We start from the raw sequence: 20203 nt of genomic DNA on the forward strand, positions 1-20203 counted from the left end.
CCATGGCAGATCCCGCCCAGGACGGCGGGCCGTCTTCCCTGACGTGGCGGGAGCCGCTTGACGACTGGCTGGTGTCCGTAGCCCGCCGCGTCCACGGAGCCGTCCCGTTCCGGCGTGCGCTGGTCGGCTTCGAGACCTACGGAGAGGGGAGCGAGCAGACGTCGGATGTCGTTCCCGACCGGAGATTCTGCGGGTATGTGCTGCCGCGCGGGGGAGCGCTCACCTACTGGGCCCCGACCGATTGACGCGATCACAGTATGTCCTCCTCACCGTCGAGGCCGGCGAGCGGGGCACGGGCGACGGCATGTCGCCCGCCGCGGCGTGCGTGATGACGGTGACCTGGCGGCCTTCGGGCATTCGCCGACCGATGCCGTTGCGCCTGTGCAGGTGGCCGAGCGCGCCCTGCCGGCGACGCACGGGCCTGGCTGCCGCGCTCGAGGCCGAGAGGGATCGTCGCGTGGTGTGGCTGGACGCGCGGCCGCGCCGGCTGCGGGTGGCGGTTCACCGGCAGACGTCGCGGTACGGGACGCCGGGCAGGTAGCGCCGCCACTCGGCGAGGGACAGCGTCCGGCCCATGCGGGCGCAGACCTCGGCGGCCATACGCCGCGGGTCGACCGTGATGTCCCGCAGCACGCCCGCCTCGTCGATGGTGTGGAACACCGCACCGCCGGAGCCGAAGGCCGCCGACAGAAATCCCTGGTCCGCGCTACCGCTTATGCGAGGGCCGAGCTTGCGGGGAGTGCCGGCGTCCCAGAGCTGGACGTCCGAGGAGCCCGTGGACGCCGCCACGTCGCCCCTGGGGGAGAACACGATCTCCGCCTCCTCGTTTTCGCCGTGCGCCCGAAAGATCTGGCCGTGCCGGTTGCCGGTGCGCACGTCCCAGAACGCCAGCCGGCCGGACTGGTCGACGGTGGCGACGGTCGCTCCGTCGGCGCTGAACCCCAGGGCTTTGACCGGGGAATTGAGCGACCCCGGCCCGAAGACGTGTCCGACCGGTCGTCCGGTGGACAGATCGACCAGCTGGTTGGCCGAGGCGGAGACCGGCGCGATCCTCCGGCTGCCTGGCTGGAACACGACCTCGGTGTAGTCGGGGAAGTCGACGGTCCGGCTCCAGCGCCCCTGCCGTACGTCCAAAATGAACACCCGGTTCACGCCTGTCCCCTCGAAGTCGTCGACGCCGCGGGCGGCGGTGACCGCGAGCAGCGTGCCGTCGCCGTCGATGCCCAGCGACGACGCCATCCACCCTTTGGGCAGCCGGGCCGTACGAACACGGGCCAGGGTCGAGGTGTCCCAGATGGCCACCGTGTCGCCGAGCTGCCCGATGGCTCCGAGGAGGCGCCCGTTCTGACTGAAGGCGAGCAGGCTGCCTCCGGTTTCTCCGACGGGTGCTCGGAAAGACGGCCCGAGGGGACGGCGGTGTGCGACGTCCCAGAGCACCACCCGGTGGCCGTCCTCCTGCGAGGTGGCCAGGAATCGGCCGTCCGGGCTGAAGACGGCCGAGGACGGCGGCCGGCCCGGCAGGCGTGCCGGTTGGAGAGTGTCGGCGATGTCGACGCTCACAACGGTGTCATCGGCGAGGTAGCGCAGAGTGGCCCCGTCGAAGCCCACGCTCTCGGCAGTACCCCGATAGATGAGGAGCGTGTCGCCGTCGGTGACCCGCACGATCTTCCAGTCCGTGTCCTGGGCGACGACCAGGTAACGTCCGTCAGGGCTGAACCAGAGGTTGCGGTTGTAGCCGCCCCATTTCACGGCGTTGTCGTTCAGTTTCCGTCCGGTGCGTACGTTCATGAACGTGATGTCTGAGCCGGTGCCGCAGGCGAGGATGTGCCCGTCGGGGCTGATAGCCACCTTCTCCGTGTTCCGGGCGCAGGTGGAGGAGCCGTGCCGTCGCTTGACCGGCGTGCCGCTCGGGAGCCGAAGAAGCGCGAAGTGATGTTCGGCGTCGGTGCCCGCCACGAGGTCGTTGGCCGGTGTGACCGAGGTGGTCGCGAAGCCCGCTTTGACGCGGACGGTGGCCCCCGTCTTCGTGTCCCACAGCTCGCCGCCCTGGAACCCGTCGACCTTGATGTATCGGTCGCCCGTCTGGTAGGTCATCCCGGCGAAGAGCCCGGGAAACCGGATGGTGCGCACGGCACCGGTCGGCCTGCCGGTCGCGGTGTCCCAGACCCTGATCGTGCGACCGGCGGCGACGGCGAGGTACCGGCCGCTTGGGCTCAGGCTGGCCGCGCGGAACCGATCGTCGCCGATGCCGAGGCCGTCCCAGCCGCCGACCCTGGCGCCGGTGCGCAGGTCGTAGACGCGTACGCCGCTGGGGGACACGCTGACGAACCTCCGGCCGTCCGCGGTGATCTGCCGCACTGTCTGGCCGCTGGAGTCGGGGTCGACGAAGACCTGTCTCTCGCGTTGCGCCCAGGCGTTGTGCAGGGTGGAGCGGGTCACGGGCGTGGGGGACAACCGCCAGGCGGCGACGCTGAGCAGCATGGCGTGCACCGGGTCGGTGGTACGCATCGTGTCGGCGTCGGCCGCGGCCTTGACCGCCGTCGTCTCGGCCAGACGCCTCGCGAGCGTCTCCTGCTGCGCGGTGACGGTGCGGGTCTGCCACACGGCGAGGGCGCCGCCGAGCAGGGCCAGGACGAGCAGGACGGCCAGAGCGACGGTGACCACGCGGCGGCGGCGCACCCGTTGCCGGCCGGCGGCGTTGGAGGCGTCGAGGAAGTCGCGTTCGCGTTTGGTGAGAGTGAGGTGGCGGCGTCCGGTAGCGGCCCAGCGCAGCGCGTCTTCCAGACGGCTGCCCTGCAAGAGGTCGGCAGGGAGGCGCCCGTGGTCGTTCCAGTGCACGGCGGCGGCGTGGAGGGCGGCGTGCGCCGGCAGCCCGTCACGCTCGTCGGTGAACCAGGAGCGCAACCGTGGCCATGCCTGCACCAGAGCGGGCCGGGCGAGGAGGATGCTGTCGCCGCGGGTGGCGAGCAGATAGGAGAAGACCTTCCGCACACGGTCCAGCGCCGCTTGTTCCGCAGGGGTCCTGCCGTCGGACAGCTCGCCGGGTGACAGGGGGCGCATGACGACCTCTCCGGCGTTGCCGATGCCGACCATACGCAGGAACAGATCGGGTACCAGGTTGCGCTCGCCGGGGGTGAGTAACCCGTAGGCGTCCTCGGCCAGCGTGCCGAGAGCGGGATCGTCGATGGTCGCGCTCAGCAGGCCCGCCTCGGCGCTGCCCACGGTGAGCAGCTCCGACGGCGTGCCGGTGAACCCGCTGATCAGGCCGAGCAGCAGTTCGCGCGCGGTGGGCCGGGTCAGGGGGTCCTTCGACAGCGCCGCGGCGACCAGCGGGCGCAGCACCGGGGGCAGGTCGTCCAGGTCGGGGTCGGTGGCCAGCACCCTGTGCATCACCGCGCCCAGGGTTTCGGCCCGGAACGGGTCGTCGCCGCTGGCCGCGTACACCACGATCGCGCCCCAGGAGAAGACGTCGGCGGGGGCGCCGGCGCGCTGCCCGGTGAACACCTCCGGCGCCATATACGTGGGGGTGCCCGTGACGAGCCCGGTCGCGGTCAGCGACATCTCCAGCGTCCGCGCCACCCCGAAGTCGATGACCCGCGGCCCATCCGGGCCCAGCAGCACGTTGTCCGGTTTGAGATCACGGTGGATCACGCCCGCGTCATGGATCGCCGTCAACGCGGTGGCCACCGCAGTGGCCAGCCGGTACAGATCATCCCCGGCGAAGCGCCGCCCTCCGGCCACCGCCTGACGCAGGCTGGGCCCCTCGATGTACTCGCTGACGATGTAGGGCTTTTCGGCGTCCAGGTCCACCGCCAGCACCCGCGCGGTGCAGAAGGACGCCACCCGCCGGGCGGCGGTGGCCTCCTTGCCGAACCGCGAGCGCAGGTCCGAGGCTACGGCGGCCTGAGCGTGCAACACCTTGATCGCCACCCGGGAGCCCTCGGCGTCGTAGGCCTCGTACACCACGCCCTGGCCACCGGCGCCCAGCCGACCGGCGAGCATGTAGTCCCCCAGCCGCGGGGGATCCCCCGCCTGCAGCTCCGACGCCGCCATCACCGACCACCCGTCCGATCCCTGCGCGCTACGCCCCTTAGATGCCGCCCACACCAGCGAAGTTCACCGGGACCTGGGGCCGTGGAGGCCGGAGGTGGACGACCAGCTCGGCGACCTCGCGTGTGAGCAGCCGACCGGAGTCCTGTCCGGTCCGTGGTAGCGGCCGCCGGGTGAGGCATGCTCGCCGGTGGGCTGGGGGTCAGGAGGGTTCATGGCGAGGTCTCCCTGGCCCGCGTTGAGGCGGACGTCGCCTCATGCGGGCCGGGTCGTGAGGGACAAGCGGTCTCGGTGCTGTCATAGATTGCTTTCCTGCTTTCCAGGCGGACCGGACTCCCGGAGCGACAGGAGCGAAACCTTGCCACCGACCGGCACCACGATCCGGATCCGCGTCCGGATGAGCGCTCGCCCCACCGACGAGCAGCACCGTGTCTCCAGCCAGCTCGAGCTCCTGTTCGATCTCACCTTCGTGGTCGCGGTCGCCAGCGCCACCGCCCAGTTCGCGCACGCCGTCGCCGGCGGTCATGGCCTCACCGGGTTGGTCCCCTTCCTCCAGGTGTTCTTCGCGATCTGGTGGGCGTGGATGAACTTCACGTGGTTCGCCTCGTCGTACGACACCGACGATGTCCCCTACCGGCTGCTGACCATGGTGCAGATGGCCGGCGTGCTGGTCCTGGCCGCCGGTGTGCCCGCCGCGGCCCGTCAGTCCGACTACGGTGTCGTCACGCTGGGCTACCTCATCATGCGGATGGCGCTGGTGGCCCAATGGCTGCGGGCCGGTCTGGAAGATCCGGCGAGCCGCCGCACCGCGCTGCGGTACGCCGCGGGCATCAGCCTCGTCCAGGCGGGATGGATACTTCGCTTCGTCCTGCAGGAGACGGGTGTCCTGCACACGTCCTTCGGGCTGCCGTCCTTCATCTGCCTGGTCGTCCTGGAACTGGCGGTGCCACGGTGGGCGGAACGGGTCAGGCGGACGAACTGGCACCCGCACCACATCGCCGAACGCTACGGCCTGTTCACGATCATTCTGCTCGGTGAGAGTGTCCTGGCCGCGAGCCGCGGAGTGGCGGGAGCGCTCGAAACGGGCAAGATCAGCGGCCCCTTCGTCGTCATCGCCGTCTCCGGCCTCGTCCTGCTGTTCGCCCTTTGGTGGCTCTACTTCCTCGTGGAGGCCGGGGAAGGTCTCAGTGACCGCCGTCATCGGTCGTTCCTGTGGGGATACGGCCACTACGGCATCTTCGCGGCCTTGGCGGCCTTGGGCGCCGGGCTCGAAGTGGCGGTGGAGCAGAGCGGACACGAGGTGCAGGCACCGTCGTTGGCACTCGGTTACGCGGTCGCCGTCCCGGTCGGTGTGTTCCTCACCCTGCTGTGGGCGGTGAACGCGCTTGTCGTCGCAGAGCCGATCACCCATCCCGTCGCGGTCCTGGCCTGCGTCGCCGTCATCGTGTCGCTGCCGCTCGCGACACCCTGGATCGGTGTGGCCGCCGTGGTCGCGGCGATCGCGGCTGTCTGCGTGCTGTTGGTCACCGTCACGATCGCGACCGGCGCGGTTCGGCGCCCGCGCGCGAATGCGACGCCATCCGTGTGATCCCCGAGCTCCGGCGAGCCGTGAAGTAACCGAAGCCCGGCTCCGGCGAGCCGTGAAGTAACCGAAGCCCGAAAGACCGACGGCAGTCCGGTTCTGGTCGGCTGTGGTGATGCGCTGGCTGATGAAGACCGCGCGGTTGTGGTTCCGTTTTTTTCCGCTAGAGAGCGTGACGCGGTCGGCAAGAGCACATTCGGCCAACCCCGGCAGCGGGCCATGTCTCTCGGACAACGGCCGAGCAGGCGTTGCAGCACGGGACAAGTGGCGTCCAAGACGCCCCGATGAAGCTGGTCCGCATGCGCGCCAACCCAATGCACCACATGGCGGCCGTGCTCGACGAGGACCCCGGCCGGCGCCTCGGCGCCGACCAAGCGCTCACCGCCACTGTCCACCAGCCGCTCCCGGACCCGCGACCGAATCCGTATCCGGCCCCTTCGCCGCCGCCTTCCACCGGAGCGATCTCGGCGCGGACGCAGCCGGGCGACGCCGGGACGTCGGGACCGAAGGCCGGGGTAGCAGCCAGGTGACCTCTCAAGCTGCGTCAGCGCCGACCTCCGCCGCGGATCGGCGGGTGCCCCGGCGCCGTGTCCTGTTCCTGGCCGGACTCGGTGCCGTCACCGCCGTCGGCGTACCGGTCACAATCGCTCGCCTCACCGGCATCCCCGACTTCGCATCGACCGCCACTCTCACCGGCCACACCGGCTGGGTTTCCTCGGTGGCCTTCAGTCCGGACGGCAGAATCCTCGCCACCGGCAGCCGCGACGCCACTGGACGTTTGTGGGACGTGGCCGGCCATAAAAGCATTGCCACCCTCGCCGGCCACACCGGCTGGGTTTCCTCGGTGGCCTTCAGCCCGGACGGCAAAGTTCTCGCCACCGGCAGCGAGGACAACACCGTGCGGCTGTGGGACGTGGCCGGCCATGAAAGCATCGCCACCCTCACCGGCCACACCGGCTGGGTCATGTCGGTGACTTTCAGCCCGGACGGCAGAATCCTCGCCACTGGTGGCGACGACGACGTGCGGCTGTGGGACGTGGCGCGCCGTAAGAGCATTGCCACCCTCCACACCGGCTGGGTCTACTCGGCGGCCTTCAGCCCGGACGGCAGAATCCTGGCCACTGGCGGCGACGACCACGCGGTGAAGCTGTGGGACGTGGTCGGCCGTAGAAGCATCGCCACCCTCACCGGCCATACCAGGGAGGTCTACTCGGTGGCCTTCAGCCCGGACGGCAGAATCCTGGCCACCGGCGGCGAGGACAACACGGTGCGGCTGTGGGACGTGGCCAGCCGCGCAACCATTGCCACTCTCACCGGCCACACCCCCACCGCCTACACCGGCACTGTCTGGTCGGTGGCCTTCAGCCCGGACGGCAAAATCATCGCCACCGGCGGCGACGACAACACGGTGAAGCTGCGGGACATGGCCGGCCTTGAAAGCACTGCCACCCTCACCGGCCACACCGGTACTGTCTACTCGGTGGCCTTCAGCCCGGACGGCAAAATCATCGCCACCGGCAGCGAGGACAACACGGTGAAGTTGTGGCCACCCCGCTGACCCAACCGCCTCTTGAGCCTGTTCCTCAACTGAAACCATCGCGGGGTGGTTGGGCGCCTTGGGTCCGGGCCGCGGTGGTGTTTCCGCGATAGCGGAACCGCGTCAGGACGGCACGGCACTCCTGCGGTACTCGCGGGGGCTGACGCCCCGGACCCGCTTGAAGGCGGTGCTCAGCGCGAAGGCGCTGCCGTAGCCGACCTGTCCGGCCACCGCGCCGATGGTGGCGTCGGAGTCGCGCAGCAGGTCGGCGGCCAGGGCCAGCCGCCAGCCCGTCAGGTAGGCCATGGGGGGCTCCCCGACCAGTTCGGTGAACCTCCGGTAGAGCGCGGCCCGCGAGGTGCCCACCTCCGTGGCCAGCGCGGACACCGTCCAGGGGTGTGCCGGATCGCCGTGCAGCAGCCGCAGTGCCGGGCCGACCACCGGATCGCCGGACGCGTTGTACCACCCTGGGGTATCCGCCTCCGGGCGCGAGAACCAGGCGCGCAGCACAGTGACCAGGAGTAGGTCGAGCAGCCGGTCCAGGACCACCTCCTGGCCGGGCTCGTCCCGGGAGATCTCCTGCTCCAGCAGCGCGATGAGAGGGCTCTCCCACGCGTCGCCGGGCAGCGCCAGCAGCGGCGGCAGCGCGTTCAGCAGCCGCCTGCTGATCTCGGAGCTCGGCCGGTAGGTGCCGACGAGCAGCACCGCCGGGCCGTCCAGGCTGTCTCCCCAGGTGCGTACGCCCAGGTGCATGGCCTCGGACAGGTCCTCGCCGTCGGGCGTCGTGCAGCGCTGCCCCGGATGGATCACGACCCGTGGCGGCCGGGCCGGATCGTCGGCGAAGGTGTACGCGTCCGGCCCGCGCGTGATCGTGACGTCGCCCGGCCGGAGTCGTACGGCGTCGCCGCGGTCGGGAACCACCCACGCCTCGCCGCGCACGACGGTGACCAGGGAGAGCGGGGCCCGGTCCGCGATGCGCACGGACCACGGCGGAGTCATGATCGTCTGAAGCAGGAAGGCTCCCTGGGCCCTCGGGCCCTCCACCAGTCTCGCGAGCGCGTCCACGCCCCTCAGCTTAGACGCTTGAACATGAAATCGAGCAGATGAACCATGTTCCGTCTCGTAGCATCCGGGTTCAATTGGATCACGCAAGGAGAACGACCGCGGGTCGAGATCCGAGCACGACTGAAGGAGCATGGATGTTGTTCGCGTTGACGGCCGTCTCGGCGGCGGTGGCACTCCTCCTGACCGGTGCGATCGCCGGTCTGTTCTACGGCTACTCGGTTTCGGTGATGCCGGCCTTCGACGGGATCGCCGCCGAGCACGGGATCACCGCGATGCGCAGCGTCAACGAGAAGATCCTCAACGGGCGGTTCTTCGCCTCGTTCTTCGGCACGCCGGTCGCGTGCGCGGTGACGGGCGGGCTGCTTCTCGCGCTCGGCGAGACTCCGGCGGCCGTCCTCTTCTTCGCCGCCGCCGCGACGTACGTGCTGGGCGCGTTCCTGCCCACCGTCGTCGTCAACGTGCCGATGAACGAGGCACTCGCGGCGGCGACCGTACCGGCCGACCCGGACGAGGCCGCGCGCCTCTGGACGGAGTTCTCCGGGCGGTGGACCCGGTGGAACACCGTACGCGCGATGTTCTGCCTGGTCAGCCTGCTCCTCGTCGGCCTCGCCGTATTCGTCTGGGCGCGCTCCTGACCGTACAGACGTAACGACTCTGCATACACCACATCCAAGGGGAGAAACAGTGGACAAGATCTTGGTACTGGGCGGCACCGGCAAGACCGGCCGGCGCGTCGTGACCCGGCTTCAGGAGCGTGACCTGCCCGTACGGATCGGGTCGCGCTCCGGCGACCCCGCCTTCGACTGGGAGGACCCGGCGACGTGGGCGCCCGCGCTCCGGGACGTCGGGGCGGTGTACGTGTCGTACTACCCGGACCTGGCCGTGCCGGGGGCGCCCGAGGCGGTCGGCGCGTTCGCCCGGCTGGCGGTCGCCTCCGGCGCGCGACGGCTGGTCCTGCTGTCCGGCCGGGGCGAGGAGGAGGCCCAGGCGGCGGAGCGGGCGCTGATCGACTCCGAAGCCGACTGGACGATCCTGCGGGCGGCCTGGTTCGACCAGAACTTCAGCGAGAACTACCTGCTGGAGCCCGTCCTGGCCGGTCACGTCGTCCTTCCCGCCGGTGACGTGGCCGAGCCGTTCGTCGACGCCGACGACATCGCCGACGTGGCGGTCGCGGCGCTGACCGAGGACGGGCACTCCGGTCAGATCTACGAGCTGACCGGTCCTCGGCTGCTCACCTTCGCCGACGCGGTCGCCGCCATCGCCGCCGCGTCCGACCGGGAGATCGGCTTCACCCGGGTCTCCCCGGAGGACTACGCGAGCGCGCTGGCCGCCGAGGGCGTGCCGGGCGACGTCATCGACCTGCTCATCTATCTGTTCACCACGGTGCTGGACGGGCGCAACGCCTCCCTGGGCGACGGCGTGCGGCGCGCGCTGGGACGGTCGCCCCGCGACTTCGCCGATTACGCCCGTGAGGCGGCCGCCACCGGCGTCTGGAAGGCGAGCGAGGCGTAGCCCCGAGCACGTCGAACGACGGGCCCGCGTGGCGCTTCGAGCGCGACGGCCGGCCTGGAGCCCGGAACGCGCGGCGGCCTCGGCGGAGGCCGCCGCGCTCGCGCCAGGGAGGTCGCCCAGATGGCCCGACGTTCCCGGAGTGACCGGCCCGGCTCGTACGCGAACACGACGAGTCGGGGCGGTCACGCAGTGGAGGCCAGGTCGCCCTCGTGGTCCCGGCCGTTGTGTTCTGCCGCGGATTCCGGCGCGTCGGATCCGGGCCGGGTGTGCGCGGTGCGGAGCAGGGTGGCGATGAGGATGGCCGCGCCCGCCATCAGGACGACACTGACCACCGAGGCGATCCGCATCTCTTGGGCGAAGGCGTCGAATGCCACGTTTCGCAGGGCTTCGGCGGTGCCCTTCGGAAGGGTCGCGGCGGTGTCGACCGCGCCGCCGAGGGTGTCCCGCGCCGCCTCCAACTGCTTGGGCGTGAGGGTGTCAGGAGCCTTGGCGGCCAGTTCCGAACGGTAGATGGCGGTGCCGATGCTGCCCAGGATCGCGATGCCCAGCGCCCCGCCGAACTCGGCCGAGGTCTCGGCCATGGCGGAGGCCGCCCCGGCCCGCTCCGGTGGTGCGGCGGACAGGATCACGTCGGTGACCACGGCGGAGACGGCGCCGATACCGATCGCGACGACTGTCATGGCGCTGACGAGGTGGACGATTCCCGAACCGGCTTGGATCAGGGTCAGCATGGCGTAGCCGGCGGCTGCGACGAGCAGCCCCGCGGCGATCACGTTGGGTTTGCCGATGCGGGGTGCGATCGCGGTGGCCAGTGCGATGCCCAGGGGCATCACGAGAAAGGTGGGCAAGGACCACAGGGCCGACTCGAGCGGTCCCATGCCCAGGACGAGTTGCATGAACTGCCAGTTGAACAGGCTGAAGCCGACCAGTCCGAACGTCGCGAGCGCGTCGATGAGCAAGGGCGCGTTGAACCGGCGTGTGCGGAACAGCGCAAGGTCGATCATCGGGTTCGCGGTCACGCGTTGGCGGCGGAGGAACGCGGCTCCTGCGGCGAGTCCGGCGGCGCAGTAGGCCAGGGGGATCCACCCGAAGCCGTGCTCTGCCACCTGTTTGATGCCGTAGATGACGCTGAGCACGGCCACGAGGGACAGGGCGGCGCCGAGCAGGTCGAAACGGCCTGGCCTGGGGTCGCGGTATTCGGGGAGCAGCAGGGGGCCGAGGATCAGGAGCAGGATCATCACCGGCACGTTGATCAGAAAGACCGATCCCCACCAGAAGTGCTCCAGCAGCAGACCGCCGATGATCGGGCCGAATACGGCACCGCCCGCGAAGCCCGCCGTCCAGACGCCGACTGCGGTGGCCCGTTGTCTGGCGTCGTGGAACATGTTCCGGATCAGGGAAAGCGTGGACGGCGCCAGCGTGGATCCGGCGATGCCCAGGAGCGCGCGGGCCGCGATGAGCGTCTCGGAACTGGTCGAGTAGGCCGCCAGAACGGAGGCGGCGCCGAAGGCTACGGCGCCTGCGAGCAGCACCCGCCGCCGTCCGATCCGGTCGCCGAGGGTGCCCATGGTGATGAGCAGGCCGGCGAGGAGGAAGCCGTAGGCGTCCATGATCCACAGCAGTTCGGAACTGCTCGGCTTGAGGTCGGCCGTCAAGGAGGGGAGTGCGACGAACATGACGGACATATCCATGGACGCCAGTACGCAGGGCAGTACCAGGACGGCGAGCCCGACCCACTCCCTGACTCCGGCTGTTCTGTCTTCTTCGGTCATTTCCTTTGTTTCTGAGTCGTGTCGGCCGGGTCGGAGTCGATCGCCCGGTGTGTACTTTGTACGCGTGCGCGGCGTACAGGATACGCATGCACGAAGCTCTGCCACAACAGCAATATGACCTGCAAGGCCCCCCTGTGTTGCGCATCGATGCCCTGGGCGGGCTAGAATTTCGTCACAACCTTAGTGGTGTGACGAAAGGAGTGCGGTGATGTCGGTGCGACCGGCATGCGCGTCATGCGGCAAGTCGCTGGAACCCGCCGAGCGGGGGCGGCCGAGGCTCTACTGCTCCCGCGCGTGCCAGGCGAAGGCGTATCGGGTGCGGAGGGTGGAGACGCCGGCCGACGCCCCGGAGGGTGATGACAGCGCGCCACATCTCACCATTGAGCGCATCGTGCGGGCCGGGATCGCCATCGCGGACGCGGAGGGGCTCGACGCGCTGTCGATGCGCCGCGTCGCCATGGACCTCGGTGCGAGCACCATGTCCTTGTACCGGCATGTGTCATCGAAGGACGACCTGGTGGCCCTGATGGTGGAGGCCGCGCTGGCCGACGTGCCCCTGCCCGACTCGGCGCCGCGGAATTGGCGTCACGGCCTCGAACGCGCCGCATACCGTGACTGGGACCTGTACCACCGCCATCCGTGGATCCTGCCGAGGGTCATGGTGACAACCCGTGTGCACGTCAGCCCTGCTCTGGCGGCGGACAGTGAAAGCGCCTTCTCCGCGTTCGACGGACTCGACCTCGAACCTGCCGATGCTTTCCGGTACATGTTCATGTTCGCCTCCTACGTGCAAGGCGTGGCGCTGACCTACGTTAGCGATGTGGAGGCGGAACGGCGATCGAAAATCGGCACGATCCAGGCGACGAAAGCCTCGGACCATGCGCGGAATCCGCTTTTCGAACCGGGAGCGTATCCCCGGCTCGCTCTCGCGATGCGCGCGGGCGCCGAACCCTGGGACCTCGACGCCCTGTTCGCCGCAGGTCTTGCCGGTGTCCTGGACGGCATCGCGGCCGATCTCGCGAGACGGGGCATCGATGCCTGAGCTTCGATCCGCAGGCGATGGGGCTCGGTCGCCTGGTCTCAGTCGGCCTTCACCTCGGGTAGCGCGCTCCACGGATCGGCAGGAATCACCTCGATACACCGGCCGTCCTCGTCCACCACGCGGCCGTAGATCTTCACCTGCCGCAGCACCAGCCGCCGTTCGGTGACGGAAACGCCGGGGAACGCCCTGGCGATCCGGATCAGCACTTCCTCCAGGTGCTCGAAGGAGCGCAGGTTGACTATCAAGGCGAGGTTGGTCGGGCTGGCCACGGCCGCACACATTCGGGTTTCCGGCCAACCGGCCACACGGTGTCCCACGGCCCGCAAGTCGGTGTCCGGGACGGTCAGCCACAGCAACGCCATCGTGTGCCATCCGGCGAGTGCCCGCGCGACGTCACAGCGGAAGGCGATGTCGCCGTTCCGCTGGAGCCGGTTGAGCCGACGCTGCACCGCCTTCGGCATGGTGCCGAGTTCCTCGGCGAGGTCGGTGAAGGTCCGCCGCCCGTCGCGGCTGAGGGCGAGGAACAATGCGCGGTCAAGCGCACTGAACGGGCGGATCTCCTGCGGCGGCGGACCTATGGCCTCACGTATTTTCGCGGTCTGCGAGCTGTTCATCACGCCCAGGCGCCACACCATCCCACCGAAGAGGCTGCCGAACACATGGCTGCGCATCCGGGTCACGTGCGGCGGGAGCGGCAAGCCGTTGAGCAGGACGTTCGTCGTGGCGGCCAAGGTCGGCGCGACGATGTTGGCAAACACGTGGTACTCACCGCTGGTGATGCCGACGGTGCTGACGTAGGGCAGTTTCGCGAGCCGCGTCGCGACCGCCATCTCCGTGCCGGGCGCGCAAGTGAGCTCGATGATCGCGCCGCGAGCGCTCGCGTCGCTGTGCGCGACGCTCACCCATGCGGCACCGCTGTCCACGAGCCGCTGCCATCGACGGGCCAGGGTGATCGGAGCCAGCCCGAGCACAGTGGAGAGCTTCGTCCAACTTGCCCGCGGGCTGATCTGCAGTGCGTCCACCAGGGCGAGATCAGTCTCGTCGAGCACTCCGGCCTCTTGTCATTTCTCAACATTCCGACCCATTTATCGGTCAGTATCCCTCATTGTCCGGGTCAGTCCGGCGTTGTGTGGAGGCTTTGATGACACAGCCCCCTCAGCGGCAGCACCAGGACGGAGTGCACGATGACCTACACCACCAGCGTCGACGGCGGTGACCGGCGGGATACCCGCCAGGAAACGCTGTATCGCAAGATCAGCAGGCGGCTGTTGCCACTGCTGCTGGTCTGCTACGTGTTCGCCGCTTTGGACCGGGTCAACATCGGCTTCGCGAAGCTTCAGATGTCCAAGGACATCGGGATCAGCGAGGCCGTCTACGGTCTCGGCGCCGGCATCTTCTTCGTCGGCTACGTCCTGTTCGAGGTGCCCAGCAACCTGCTGCTGGCCAGGATCGGCACGCGCAAGACCATCGTGCGGATCATGCTCCTGTGGGGCTTGACCTCCACCGCGATGATGTTCGTCCACGACACGACCAGCTTCCTGATCCTGCGCTTCCTGCTCGGTGTGTTCGAGGCCGGCTTCGCGCCGGGCATCATCTTCTATCTCAGCTACTGGTATCCACCCGCGCGTCTGGCCGCGCCCATGGCGTTGTTCATGCTCGCCGGACCCATCAGCTCCATGATCGGCGGGCCGGTCTCCGCCTGGATCATGACCGGACTGCACGGCGCATGGGGCCTGGCAGGTTGGCACTGGATGTTCGTCCTCGAAGGGGTGCCCACGATACTGCTCGGGTTTGTCGTGTGGCGCCTCCTCGCCGACTCTCCGGCCCAGGCCCGTTGGCTCAGCGCCGAGGAGAAGACGCTGGTGGCCCGGGACATCGACACCGGACACAACCCGGACGGCAAGCACCAGTTCCGTCAGGTGCTGCGCGACCCGCGCGTGTACGGCCTCGCGCTGAGCTACTTCTTCCTGATCAGCGGGATGTACGCGGTGATCTTCTGGTTGCCGACGATCCTCTCCGGCAGCGGCGTCGAGAGCATCACGGCCGTCGGCCTGTACTCCGCACTGCCGTATGCCGCCGCGATAGTCGTGATGATCGTATTGAGCAGGCGTTCGGACCGGCTCGGGGAGCGCCGGCTGCACAGCGCGGTCCCGGCGATCGTCGCCGCGGCGGCCATGACTGTCGCCGCGTTCACCACCGACCGGCTCGCGGTCGCACTGACTGCGATCGTCGTCTCGACCGCGTGCAGCTGGGGTTCCTACGCGGTGTTCTGGTCGATGCCGTCGTCGTACCTGTCCGGTACGGCCGCCGCGGGAGGCATCGCACTCATCAACAGCATCGGCCTGCTCGGCGGGTTCGTCAGCCCGACGCTTCTCGGCTACCTCAAGGAGGGCACCGGCGGCGACCTCGCAGGTCTGCTCGCCCTGGTCGGGATGTTGCTGGCCGGCGGCATCGGCATCGCCGTGACCCGCCTTCCCGCCCGAAACCACTGACGACATTCACCGAAGGAGAGGATCGACCGTGCGCATCATGGTCGCGGGGTTCCAGCACGAGACCAACACCTTCTCCGCTACACCAGCGGCCTACGACAGCTTCGTCAACGGCGAAGGATTTCCCGCGCTGCGCCGGGGCGAGGCGCTCTACGAGCTGGAAGAAGTCAACATCGCGATGGGCGGCTTCCTCACCGCCATGCGGGCGCACGACTGCGAAATCGTGCCCGTGATCTGGGCGGCGGCCTGCCCCTCCGGACGGGTCACCCGCGACGCCTACGAGCGAATCACCGGAGAGATCCTCGACGCGGCACGGGCCGTCCGGCCGGACGCGATCTACCTCGACCTGCACGGCGCGATGGCGGCCGAACACCACGACGACGGCGAAGGTGAACTGCTCACCCGACTGCGCGCGATCGTGGGGAGCGATGTCCCGATCGTGGTGACCCTGGATCTGCACGCCAACGTCACCGAGCGCATGATGTCCACAGTGGACGCCGCGGTGGGGCTCCGTACGTACCCGCACGTCGACATGGCCGAGACGGGCAGCCGGGCGGCCACGCTGTTGCTGCGGTTGTGCTCCGGCGAACGGCTCTACCAGCAGTGGCGGCGGATTCCCTTCCTCATCCCCGTCAACAGCGGCTGCACCGAACTGGAACCTGCCGTGGACGTCTACCGCAGCCTCGGTCCGCTGGGCGGGGACAGTACCTGTCTGTCCTTCGCGGCAGGCTTTCCCGCCACGGATTTTCCCGAATGCGGCCCGGCTGTGTGGGGGTACGGCGACGACGCCGACGAGTTGCGGAGCGCGCTCGACACGCTGTACGAGGACATCGTGCGGCGGGAGGCCGACTGGCAGGTCAGTTCGCTGCCGCCCGCGGTGGCGATCGCCGCAGCCGGCCGGATGGCCGATGGCGCCACCCGTCCGGTGGTGATCGCCGATACCCAGGACAATCCCGGCGCCGGCGGTGACGCCCGCACCACGGGCATGCTCCGCGCGCTGGTCGACGCCCGGGTGCCCGCCGCCCTGGCCGCCATCTGGGACCCCGCCGCGGCGGCGGCGGCGCATGCCGCCGGAGTGGGCAGGACCGTCAACATCGTGCTCGGCGGGCATCCCGGCATCCTCGGCGCCGAGCCGTTCGAGGGGACGTTCGTGGTCGAGCACCTCGCCGACGGCCGGTGCCGTTACGAGGGCCCAATGATGCGCGGCACCGAGGTCGACTCCGGCCCGAGCGCCTGCTTGCGCGTCGGCGAGGTGCGAGTAGGGGTGACAAGCCGGAAGGTGCAACTCGTGGACCGGTCCCAGCTCCGGATGCTCGGCATCCACCCTGAACGGGAACGGATCATCGTGGTCAAGAGCTCGGTCCATTTCCGCGCCGACTTCGCGCCCGGCGCCGAGGCCGTGCTCGTCGCCGCGGCGCCGGGTCCGATTCCCGCGAACCCGGCCGACCTGCCGTGGCGACGTCTGCGACCGGGCATGCGCACCGGCCCGCTCGGTCCGGCGGCGCCCTGAAGTTCCACGGCCGACTCAGTACCCACCGTCCCGAATGCCTTGCGAGAGGAGTCGTCATGATCAGCGGAACGGAACAGACCAGCGTTTTGATCACCAACGCGCGGGTGCTCGACGTGCACACCGGCGAATACCTCGAGGGGGCGAGCGTCCTCGTCGCCGACGGCGTGATCGTGGAACTCGGCGGCAGTGAGGTCAGGGCGCTCGCCGGGAGCACCGTCATAGACGCCGAAGGTCGCACCGTCCTTCCTGGTTTCACCGACGCCCATGTGCACGTGACCGCTTGCACCGCGGACCTGGCGGCGCAAGCCGAGTGGTCACCGACCTACGTGGCCGCTCGGGCCGGCCACATCCTGCGGGACATGCTGCACCGCGGCTTCACCACCGTGCGGGACATGGGCGGCGCCGACTATGGCCTGGCCGATGCCGTCGACGACGGGTTCTTCACCGGCCCGCGCCTGTTGTTCGGTGGCAAGGCGCTCTCGCAGACCGGTGGTCACGCCGACATGCGCCACCGCGGCCGGATCGTGGCCGACGAACACCCCCACTGTCCCGCCGTCGGCGTGGTGTGCGACGGTGTGGACCACGTCCGCAAGACCGCCCGTGAACAGCTGCGTACCGGGGCGCACCACATCAAGCTCATGCTGTCCGGCGGGGTCGCGTCCCCGACCGACAGGGTGGACTCCACCCAACTGTCACTGGACGAGATCCGGGCCGCGGTCGAGGAAGCGGAGGCGGCCAACCGGTACGTCGCAGGACACGCCTACACCGCACGTGCCATCAACCGCGCGCTGCGATGCGGCGTGCGCAGCATCGAACACGGCAACCTGCTCGACGAGACCAGCATCGAGCTGTTCAAGCAACACAAGGCGTTCTACGTTCCGACCCTGGTCACCTACCGGACGCTGGCCGACGAAGGGCCACGATACGGCCTGCCGGCCGACAGCCACCGCAAGGTCTCCGACGTGCTCGAACACGGCCTGCGGGCCCTGGAGCTGGCCCACCGCGGGGGCGTCCAGATCGCTTTCGGCACCGACCTGCTCGGCGGCATGCACCCGCACCAAGCGGAGGAATTCGCCATCCGCGCCGAGGTTCAACCCGCCATCGATGTCATCCGTTCCGCCACGTGCGTCGCCGCACGACTCGTCGGACTGGAGGGCCGCATCGGCGAGATAACGCCCGGCGCCTACGCCGACATCCTGATGGTGGAAGGCGATCCACTGGACGACATCACCGTACTCGCCCGCCCGGACAAGCACCTGAAGCTGGTGATGAAGGCCGGCCATGTCATGACCCGGTCGACGCTCGGCGTTGTCCGTGGTTCGTGAGGCCGTCTCGGCGCCCGGCAGGACGTTCGCCGGTCACGTGTGAGCGGTCGCCGTGCGGGCCATGTCGCCGTAAAGGCGGAAGAGGCGGGGGCTCTCGCTGTCCGGGCCGGCGTTCTCGTTCAAGAGCGCCCAGCACTGCGCCACGAGCGCTCGGGCGTGGCTGCCCGGCCAGGGCTGCGGGAGCAACTGGGGCGGCAGGAGCGGGTCGGGCTCCATGGCGCGGGTGAATTCGGCGGCCAGTTCCACCGCGATGGTCAACTGCCGCGCTTCGGAGAGGTCGGCGTGGTCGCGGAGGCGCTCGAGGCGCGGTTCTGCGACGGCGGTGAGCCGGTGGTAGCGCTCGGCGATCTCGGCCAGCGGCCACAGGGCGCGGGCGAGTGCGGCGGGGTCGTCCTGGTCGCCCTGGCGCAGGTCCCGGGTGGTCGCGACGGTGAGGTGGTCGAGGACGTCGAGCCGGCGGGCGTGGTCCTCGACGTAGGGTTCCCACGGGTTGGCGCTGACGTACAGGCCGCCTTGGATGGGAGCGCCGCCCAGGTGGGTGAGCGCGGCGCGCAGGGCGTCGCGTGCGGCGCGGGCGGTCTCGGGAACGGCGAAGGCGACCAGGTGCCAGGTGCCGTCCCAGGGGGCGAGCCCGGCGTCCTGGCGGAAGGCGTGGGCGACGAATTCGACGTCGAGGCCCAGGGTCTGCTCGGTGGCGTCGGTGGCCCGCAGTATCGCATTGCGTCCTCTGCCCTCGCGGGTGAAGCGTCCTTCGGCGACCAGCCGCTTGATGCACAGGCGCACCTGCTGGTCGGTCATGCCCAGCAGATTGCCGGTGGCGTAGACCTCGCCGGTGTCGACCGTGAGGTCGGCGCGGACGAGCGCCTCGACGAGCATCCGGGTGGGGACCTGGACGTCCGCTCCCGGCATCTGGGGTTCGGCGGTCATGGTGCGGGCCTTCCGGGTGCGGCCGCGGCGGCACGCCGTGATGGCGACGCCGGCTTCTGGCGAGTACGGGCGGACAGCGGGGTGCCCGGTGTGCCGAGCCTATCGACCTCGCCGGACACTCTTTGCCTATCGTCAATTAAACTATCGAATCTAATCCGATAGTTTTGATTGTGAGGGGTATCGTGGTTCGCGGGAAACTGCTCCGCCGGCGCGGGTGGCGGGCCGTACTCGTCGCCGTCACCGTGCTCGGGCTCGTCGTGGCCGGCCTGAGCGGAGTGGTGGTGTGGCAGAACTCCTACGCCATGAACGTGCAGCGGATGACGATCCGCGAGGGCGGACACGAGCTGCGCGCGGTCCTGACCACGCCGGAGGGCGGCGCACGGCGCCATCCTTTGGTGGTGATGGTCCACGGCGACGGGCCGACCGACGCGACCCACGAGGATGGCTACCAGCCGATCTGGGAGGCGTTCGCCCGCGCCGGGTACGCGAGCCTGTCCTGGGACAAGCCGGGAGTGGCGGGGGCGCCGGGGAACTGGCTGCACCAGTCCATGGACGACCGCGCGGACGAGGTCGCCGCCGCCATCGCCTGGGCTCGGTCCCGACCGGACATCGACGGCGAGCGGATCGGCCTGTGGGGCGCCAGTCAGGCCGGATGGGTCATGCCCAAGGTCGCCAAGCGCACCGGAGTGGCGTTCGTGATCGCCGTCGCCACCGCCGTCAACTGGCTTCAGCAGGGCCGATACAACCTGCTGGCCGAGCTGCGGCAGGAGCATGCCTCGGCCGCCGAGGTCAAGGAGAGAATCGCCAAGAGTGATCGGACCCGAGAGCTGCTGCGCCGCGGAGCGAGCTACGAGGAGTACGTACGCGCCATGGGAGACGGCGACGGCATGACCGCCGACCGGTGGGGTTTCATCGGCCGCAACTACACCGCCGACGCGACCGACGATCTGCTCGCGCTGCGCGGAGTTCCGGTCCTGCTCTTCTTGGGAGGGCTCGACGTCAACGTGGACTCGGCCGACACGGAGACCGTGTACCGCAGGCAGTTGGAGCCCGGCGGCGCCCTCACGGTCCGCAACTATCCGGACGCCGACCACTCCATGGTCAAGGGCGAGCTCGTCCGGTCCGGCCTCCGGCTCGCGCTGACCGCGATCTTCGCGCCACGGTCGCTGTTCGCCCCGCACTACCTGGCCGACCAGGAGAACTTCCTGCGCGGCCTCCGCTCCCGGAGCTGACCCCATCACCCGGACCGCCGCGGCGCCGGCCGGGCGATATGGAGTGACGGCTGCCCGGCCACGTCCACCGTGCGGGCTCTGCAGTACGCGCACAGGGCACTGCCCGAGAAGAACGCGAGCCCTACGGGAGGATCTTCTCCCTGGCGGTAATCGAAGGGGT

16 protein-coding genes are annotated in these 20203 nt (G+C 69.6%); 11 read left to right on the forward strand and 5 right to left on the reverse strand.

Translation table 11 applies throughout. The annotated features are described in order from the left end of the window. Positions 1-2 precede the first annotated feature (2 nt). Positions 3-245: a hypothetical protein gene (locus AWQ68_RS34915; protein ID WP_066949240.1), complete on the forward strand. Its 243-nt coding sequence runs from the start codon at positions 3-5 to the stop codon at positions 243-245. 256 nt (positions 246-501) lie between these two features. On the opposite strand, the gene AWQ68_RS34920 is transcribed toward AWQ68_RS34915, so the two are convergent. After that, on the reverse strand, positions 502-4053 hold the full coding sequence (locus AWQ68_RS34920) for a WD40 repeat domain-containing serine/threonine protein kinase (RefSeq protein WP_066949243.1): 3552 nt from the start codon (positions 4051-4053) through the stop codon (positions 502-504). A 355-nt stretch (positions 4054-4408) separates the two neighbouring features. On the opposite strand from AWQ68_RS34920, the gene AWQ68_RS34925 reads away from it, so the two are divergent. The 3 genes from AWQ68_RS34925 (at position 4409) to AWQ68_RS34930 (ending at position 7190) form a co-directional block, all read left to right on the forward strand. Beyond that, a complete protein-coding gene (locus AWQ68_RS34925; RefSeq protein ID WP_218007171.1) occupies positions 4409-5638 on the forward strand; it encodes a low temperature requirement protein A in 1230 nt (409 codons plus the stop codon). A 293-nt stretch (positions 5639-5931) separates the two neighbouring features. Then, entirely contained in the window at positions 5932-6162 is a 231-nt protein-coding gene (locus AWQ68_RS44475; RefSeq protein WP_218007172.1) for a hypothetical protein, read from the forward strand. Between the two features lie 44 nt (positions 6163-6206). After that, complete coding sequence (locus AWQ68_RS34930; protein ID WP_066949246.1) at positions 6207-7190, forward strand: WD40 repeat domain-containing protein; 984 nt, start codon at positions 6207-6209, stop codon at positions 7188-7190. Positions 7191-7292: 102 nt separating this feature from the next. Here AWQ68_RS34930 and AWQ68_RS34935 read toward each other — a convergent pair whose 3' ends face one another. Continuing rightward, complete coding sequence (locus tag AWQ68_RS34935; protein ID WP_066949249.1) at positions 7293-8234, reverse strand: AraC family transcriptional regulator; 942 nt, start codon at positions 8232-8234, stop codon at positions 7293-7295. 134 nt (positions 8235-8368) lie between these two features. On the opposite strand from AWQ68_RS34935, the gene AWQ68_RS34940 reads away from it, so the two are divergent. Both AWQ68_RS34940 and AWQ68_RS34945 read left to right on the forward strand, forming a co-directional pair. Further along, entirely contained in the window at positions 8369-8869 is a 501-nt protein-coding gene (locus tag AWQ68_RS34940; RefSeq protein ID WP_066949252.1) for an anthrone oxygenase family protein, read from the forward strand. A gap of 49 nt (positions 8870-8918) precedes the next feature. Next, positions 8919-9746 carry an NAD(P)H-binding protein gene (locus AWQ68_RS34945; protein ID WP_066949255.1) on the forward strand — a complete coding sequence of 276 codons (828 nt, stop codon included), beginning with the start codon at positions 8919-8921 and terminating at the stop codon, positions 9744-9746. A 182-nt stretch (positions 9747-9928) separates the two neighbouring features. Here the strand turns inward: AWQ68_RS34945 and AWQ68_RS34950 are convergent, their stop codons facing one another. Next, entirely contained in the window at positions 9929-11518 is a 1590-nt protein-coding gene (locus AWQ68_RS34950; protein ID WP_066949258.1) for an MFS transporter, read from the reverse strand. A gap of 208 nt (positions 11519-11726) precedes the next feature. Here AWQ68_RS34950 and AWQ68_RS34955 point away from each other — a divergent pair, with 208 nt between their 5' ends. Continuing rightward, on the forward strand, positions 11727-12560 hold the full coding sequence (locus AWQ68_RS34955; protein WP_066949261.1) for a TetR/AcrR family transcriptional regulator: 834 nt from the start codon (positions 11727-11729) through the stop codon (positions 12558-12560). A gap of 38 nt (positions 12561-12598) precedes the next feature. Here the strand turns inward: AWQ68_RS34955 and AWQ68_RS34960 are convergent, their stop codons facing one another. Continuing rightward, on the reverse strand, positions 12599-13609 hold the full coding sequence (locus AWQ68_RS34960) for an Lrp/AsnC family transcriptional regulator (RefSeq protein ID WP_066949264.1): 1011 nt from the start codon (positions 13607-13609) through the stop codon (positions 12599-12601). A 135-nt stretch (positions 13610-13744) separates the two neighbouring features. Here AWQ68_RS34960 and AWQ68_RS34965 point away from each other — a divergent pair, with 135 nt between their 5' ends. From AWQ68_RS34965 to AWQ68_RS34975, 3 genes are read left to right on the forward strand one after another with little or no spacing between them, the layout of a single operon-like run. Beyond that, on the forward strand, positions 13745-15052 hold the full coding sequence (locus AWQ68_RS34965; RefSeq protein WP_066949267.1) for an MFS transporter: 1308 nt from the start codon (positions 13745-13747) through the stop codon (positions 15050-15052). Positions 15053-15089: 37 nt separating this feature from the next. After that, positions 15090-16559: a M81 family metallopeptidase gene (locus AWQ68_RS34970; protein ID WP_066949360.1), complete on the forward strand. Its 1470-nt coding sequence runs from the start codon at positions 15090-15092 to the stop codon at positions 16557-16559. Between the two features lie 56 nt (positions 16560-16615). Continuing rightward, positions 16616-17884 (forward strand): metal-dependent hydrolase family protein, encoded by a 1269-nt coding sequence (locus AWQ68_RS34975; protein WP_066949270.1) that lies wholly within the window; start codon positions 16616-16618, stop codon positions 17882-17884. 33 nt (positions 17885-17917) lie between these two features. Here the strand turns inward: AWQ68_RS34975 and AWQ68_RS34980 are convergent, their stop codons facing one another. After that, entirely contained in the window at positions 17918-18811 is an 894-nt protein-coding gene (locus tag AWQ68_RS34980; RefSeq protein WP_066949273.1) for a PaaX family transcriptional regulator C-terminal domain-containing protein, read from the reverse strand. A gap of 170 nt (positions 18812-18981) precedes the next feature. Between AWQ68_RS34980 and AWQ68_RS34985 the strand changes: the two genes are divergently transcribed. After that, the gene (locus AWQ68_RS34985) at positions 18982-20043 is read left to right on the forward strand and encodes an alpha/beta hydrolase family protein (protein WP_245656400.1); all 1062 of its coding nucleotides are present in this window, start codon (positions 18982-18984) and stop codon (positions 20041-20043) included. The last annotated feature ends 160 nt before the right edge of the window (positions 20044-20203 follow it).

This window comes from Microtetraspora fusca (assembly GCF_001570365.1).
GTDB lineage: Bacteria > Actinomycetota > Actinomycetes > Streptosporangiales > Streptosporangiaceae > Microtetraspora > Microtetraspora fusca.

Excerpts from the sequence above, each read along its gene's own strand:
- AWQ68_RS34975 (WP_066949270.1), top strand. The coding sequence starts at position 16,616 with ATGATCAGCGGAACGGAACAGACCAGCGTTTTGATCACCAACGCGCGG.
- AWQ68_RS34920 (WP_066949243.1), bottom strand. The coding sequence starts at position 4,053 with ATGGCGGCGTCGGAGCTGCAGGCGGGGGATCCCCCGCGGCTGGGGGAC.
- AWQ68_RS34980 (WP_066949273.1), bottom strand. The coding sequence starts at position 18,811 with ATGACCGCCGAACCCCAGATGCCGGGAGCGGACGTCCAGGTCCCCACC.
- AWQ68_RS44475 (WP_218007172.1), top strand. The coding sequence starts at position 5,932 with ATGCGCGCCAACCCAATGCACCACATGGCGGCCGTGCTCGACGAGGAC.
- AWQ68_RS34915 (WP_066949240.1), top strand. The coding sequence starts at position 3 with ATGGCAGATCCCGCCCAGGACGGCGGGCCGTCTTCCCTGACGTGGCGG.
- AWQ68_RS34970 (WP_066949360.1), top strand. The coding sequence starts at position 15,090 with ATGGTCGCGGGGTTCCAGCACGAGACCAACACCTTCTCCGCTACACCA.
- AWQ68_RS34965 (WP_066949267.1), top strand. The coding sequence starts at position 13,745 with ATGACCTACACCACCAGCGTCGACGGCGGTGACCGGCGGGATACCCGC.
- AWQ68_RS34955 (WP_066949261.1), top strand. The coding sequence starts at position 11,727 with ATGTCGGTGCGACCGGCATGCGCGTCATGCGGCAAGTCGCTGGAACCC.
- AWQ68_RS34940 (WP_066949252.1), top strand. The coding sequence starts at position 8,369 with ATGTTGTTCGCGTTGACGGCCGTCTCGGCGGCGGTGGCACTCCTCCTG.
- AWQ68_RS34950 (WP_066949258.1), bottom strand. The coding sequence starts at position 11,518 with ATGACCGAAGAAGACAGAACAGCCGGAGTCAGGGAGTGGGTCGGGCTC.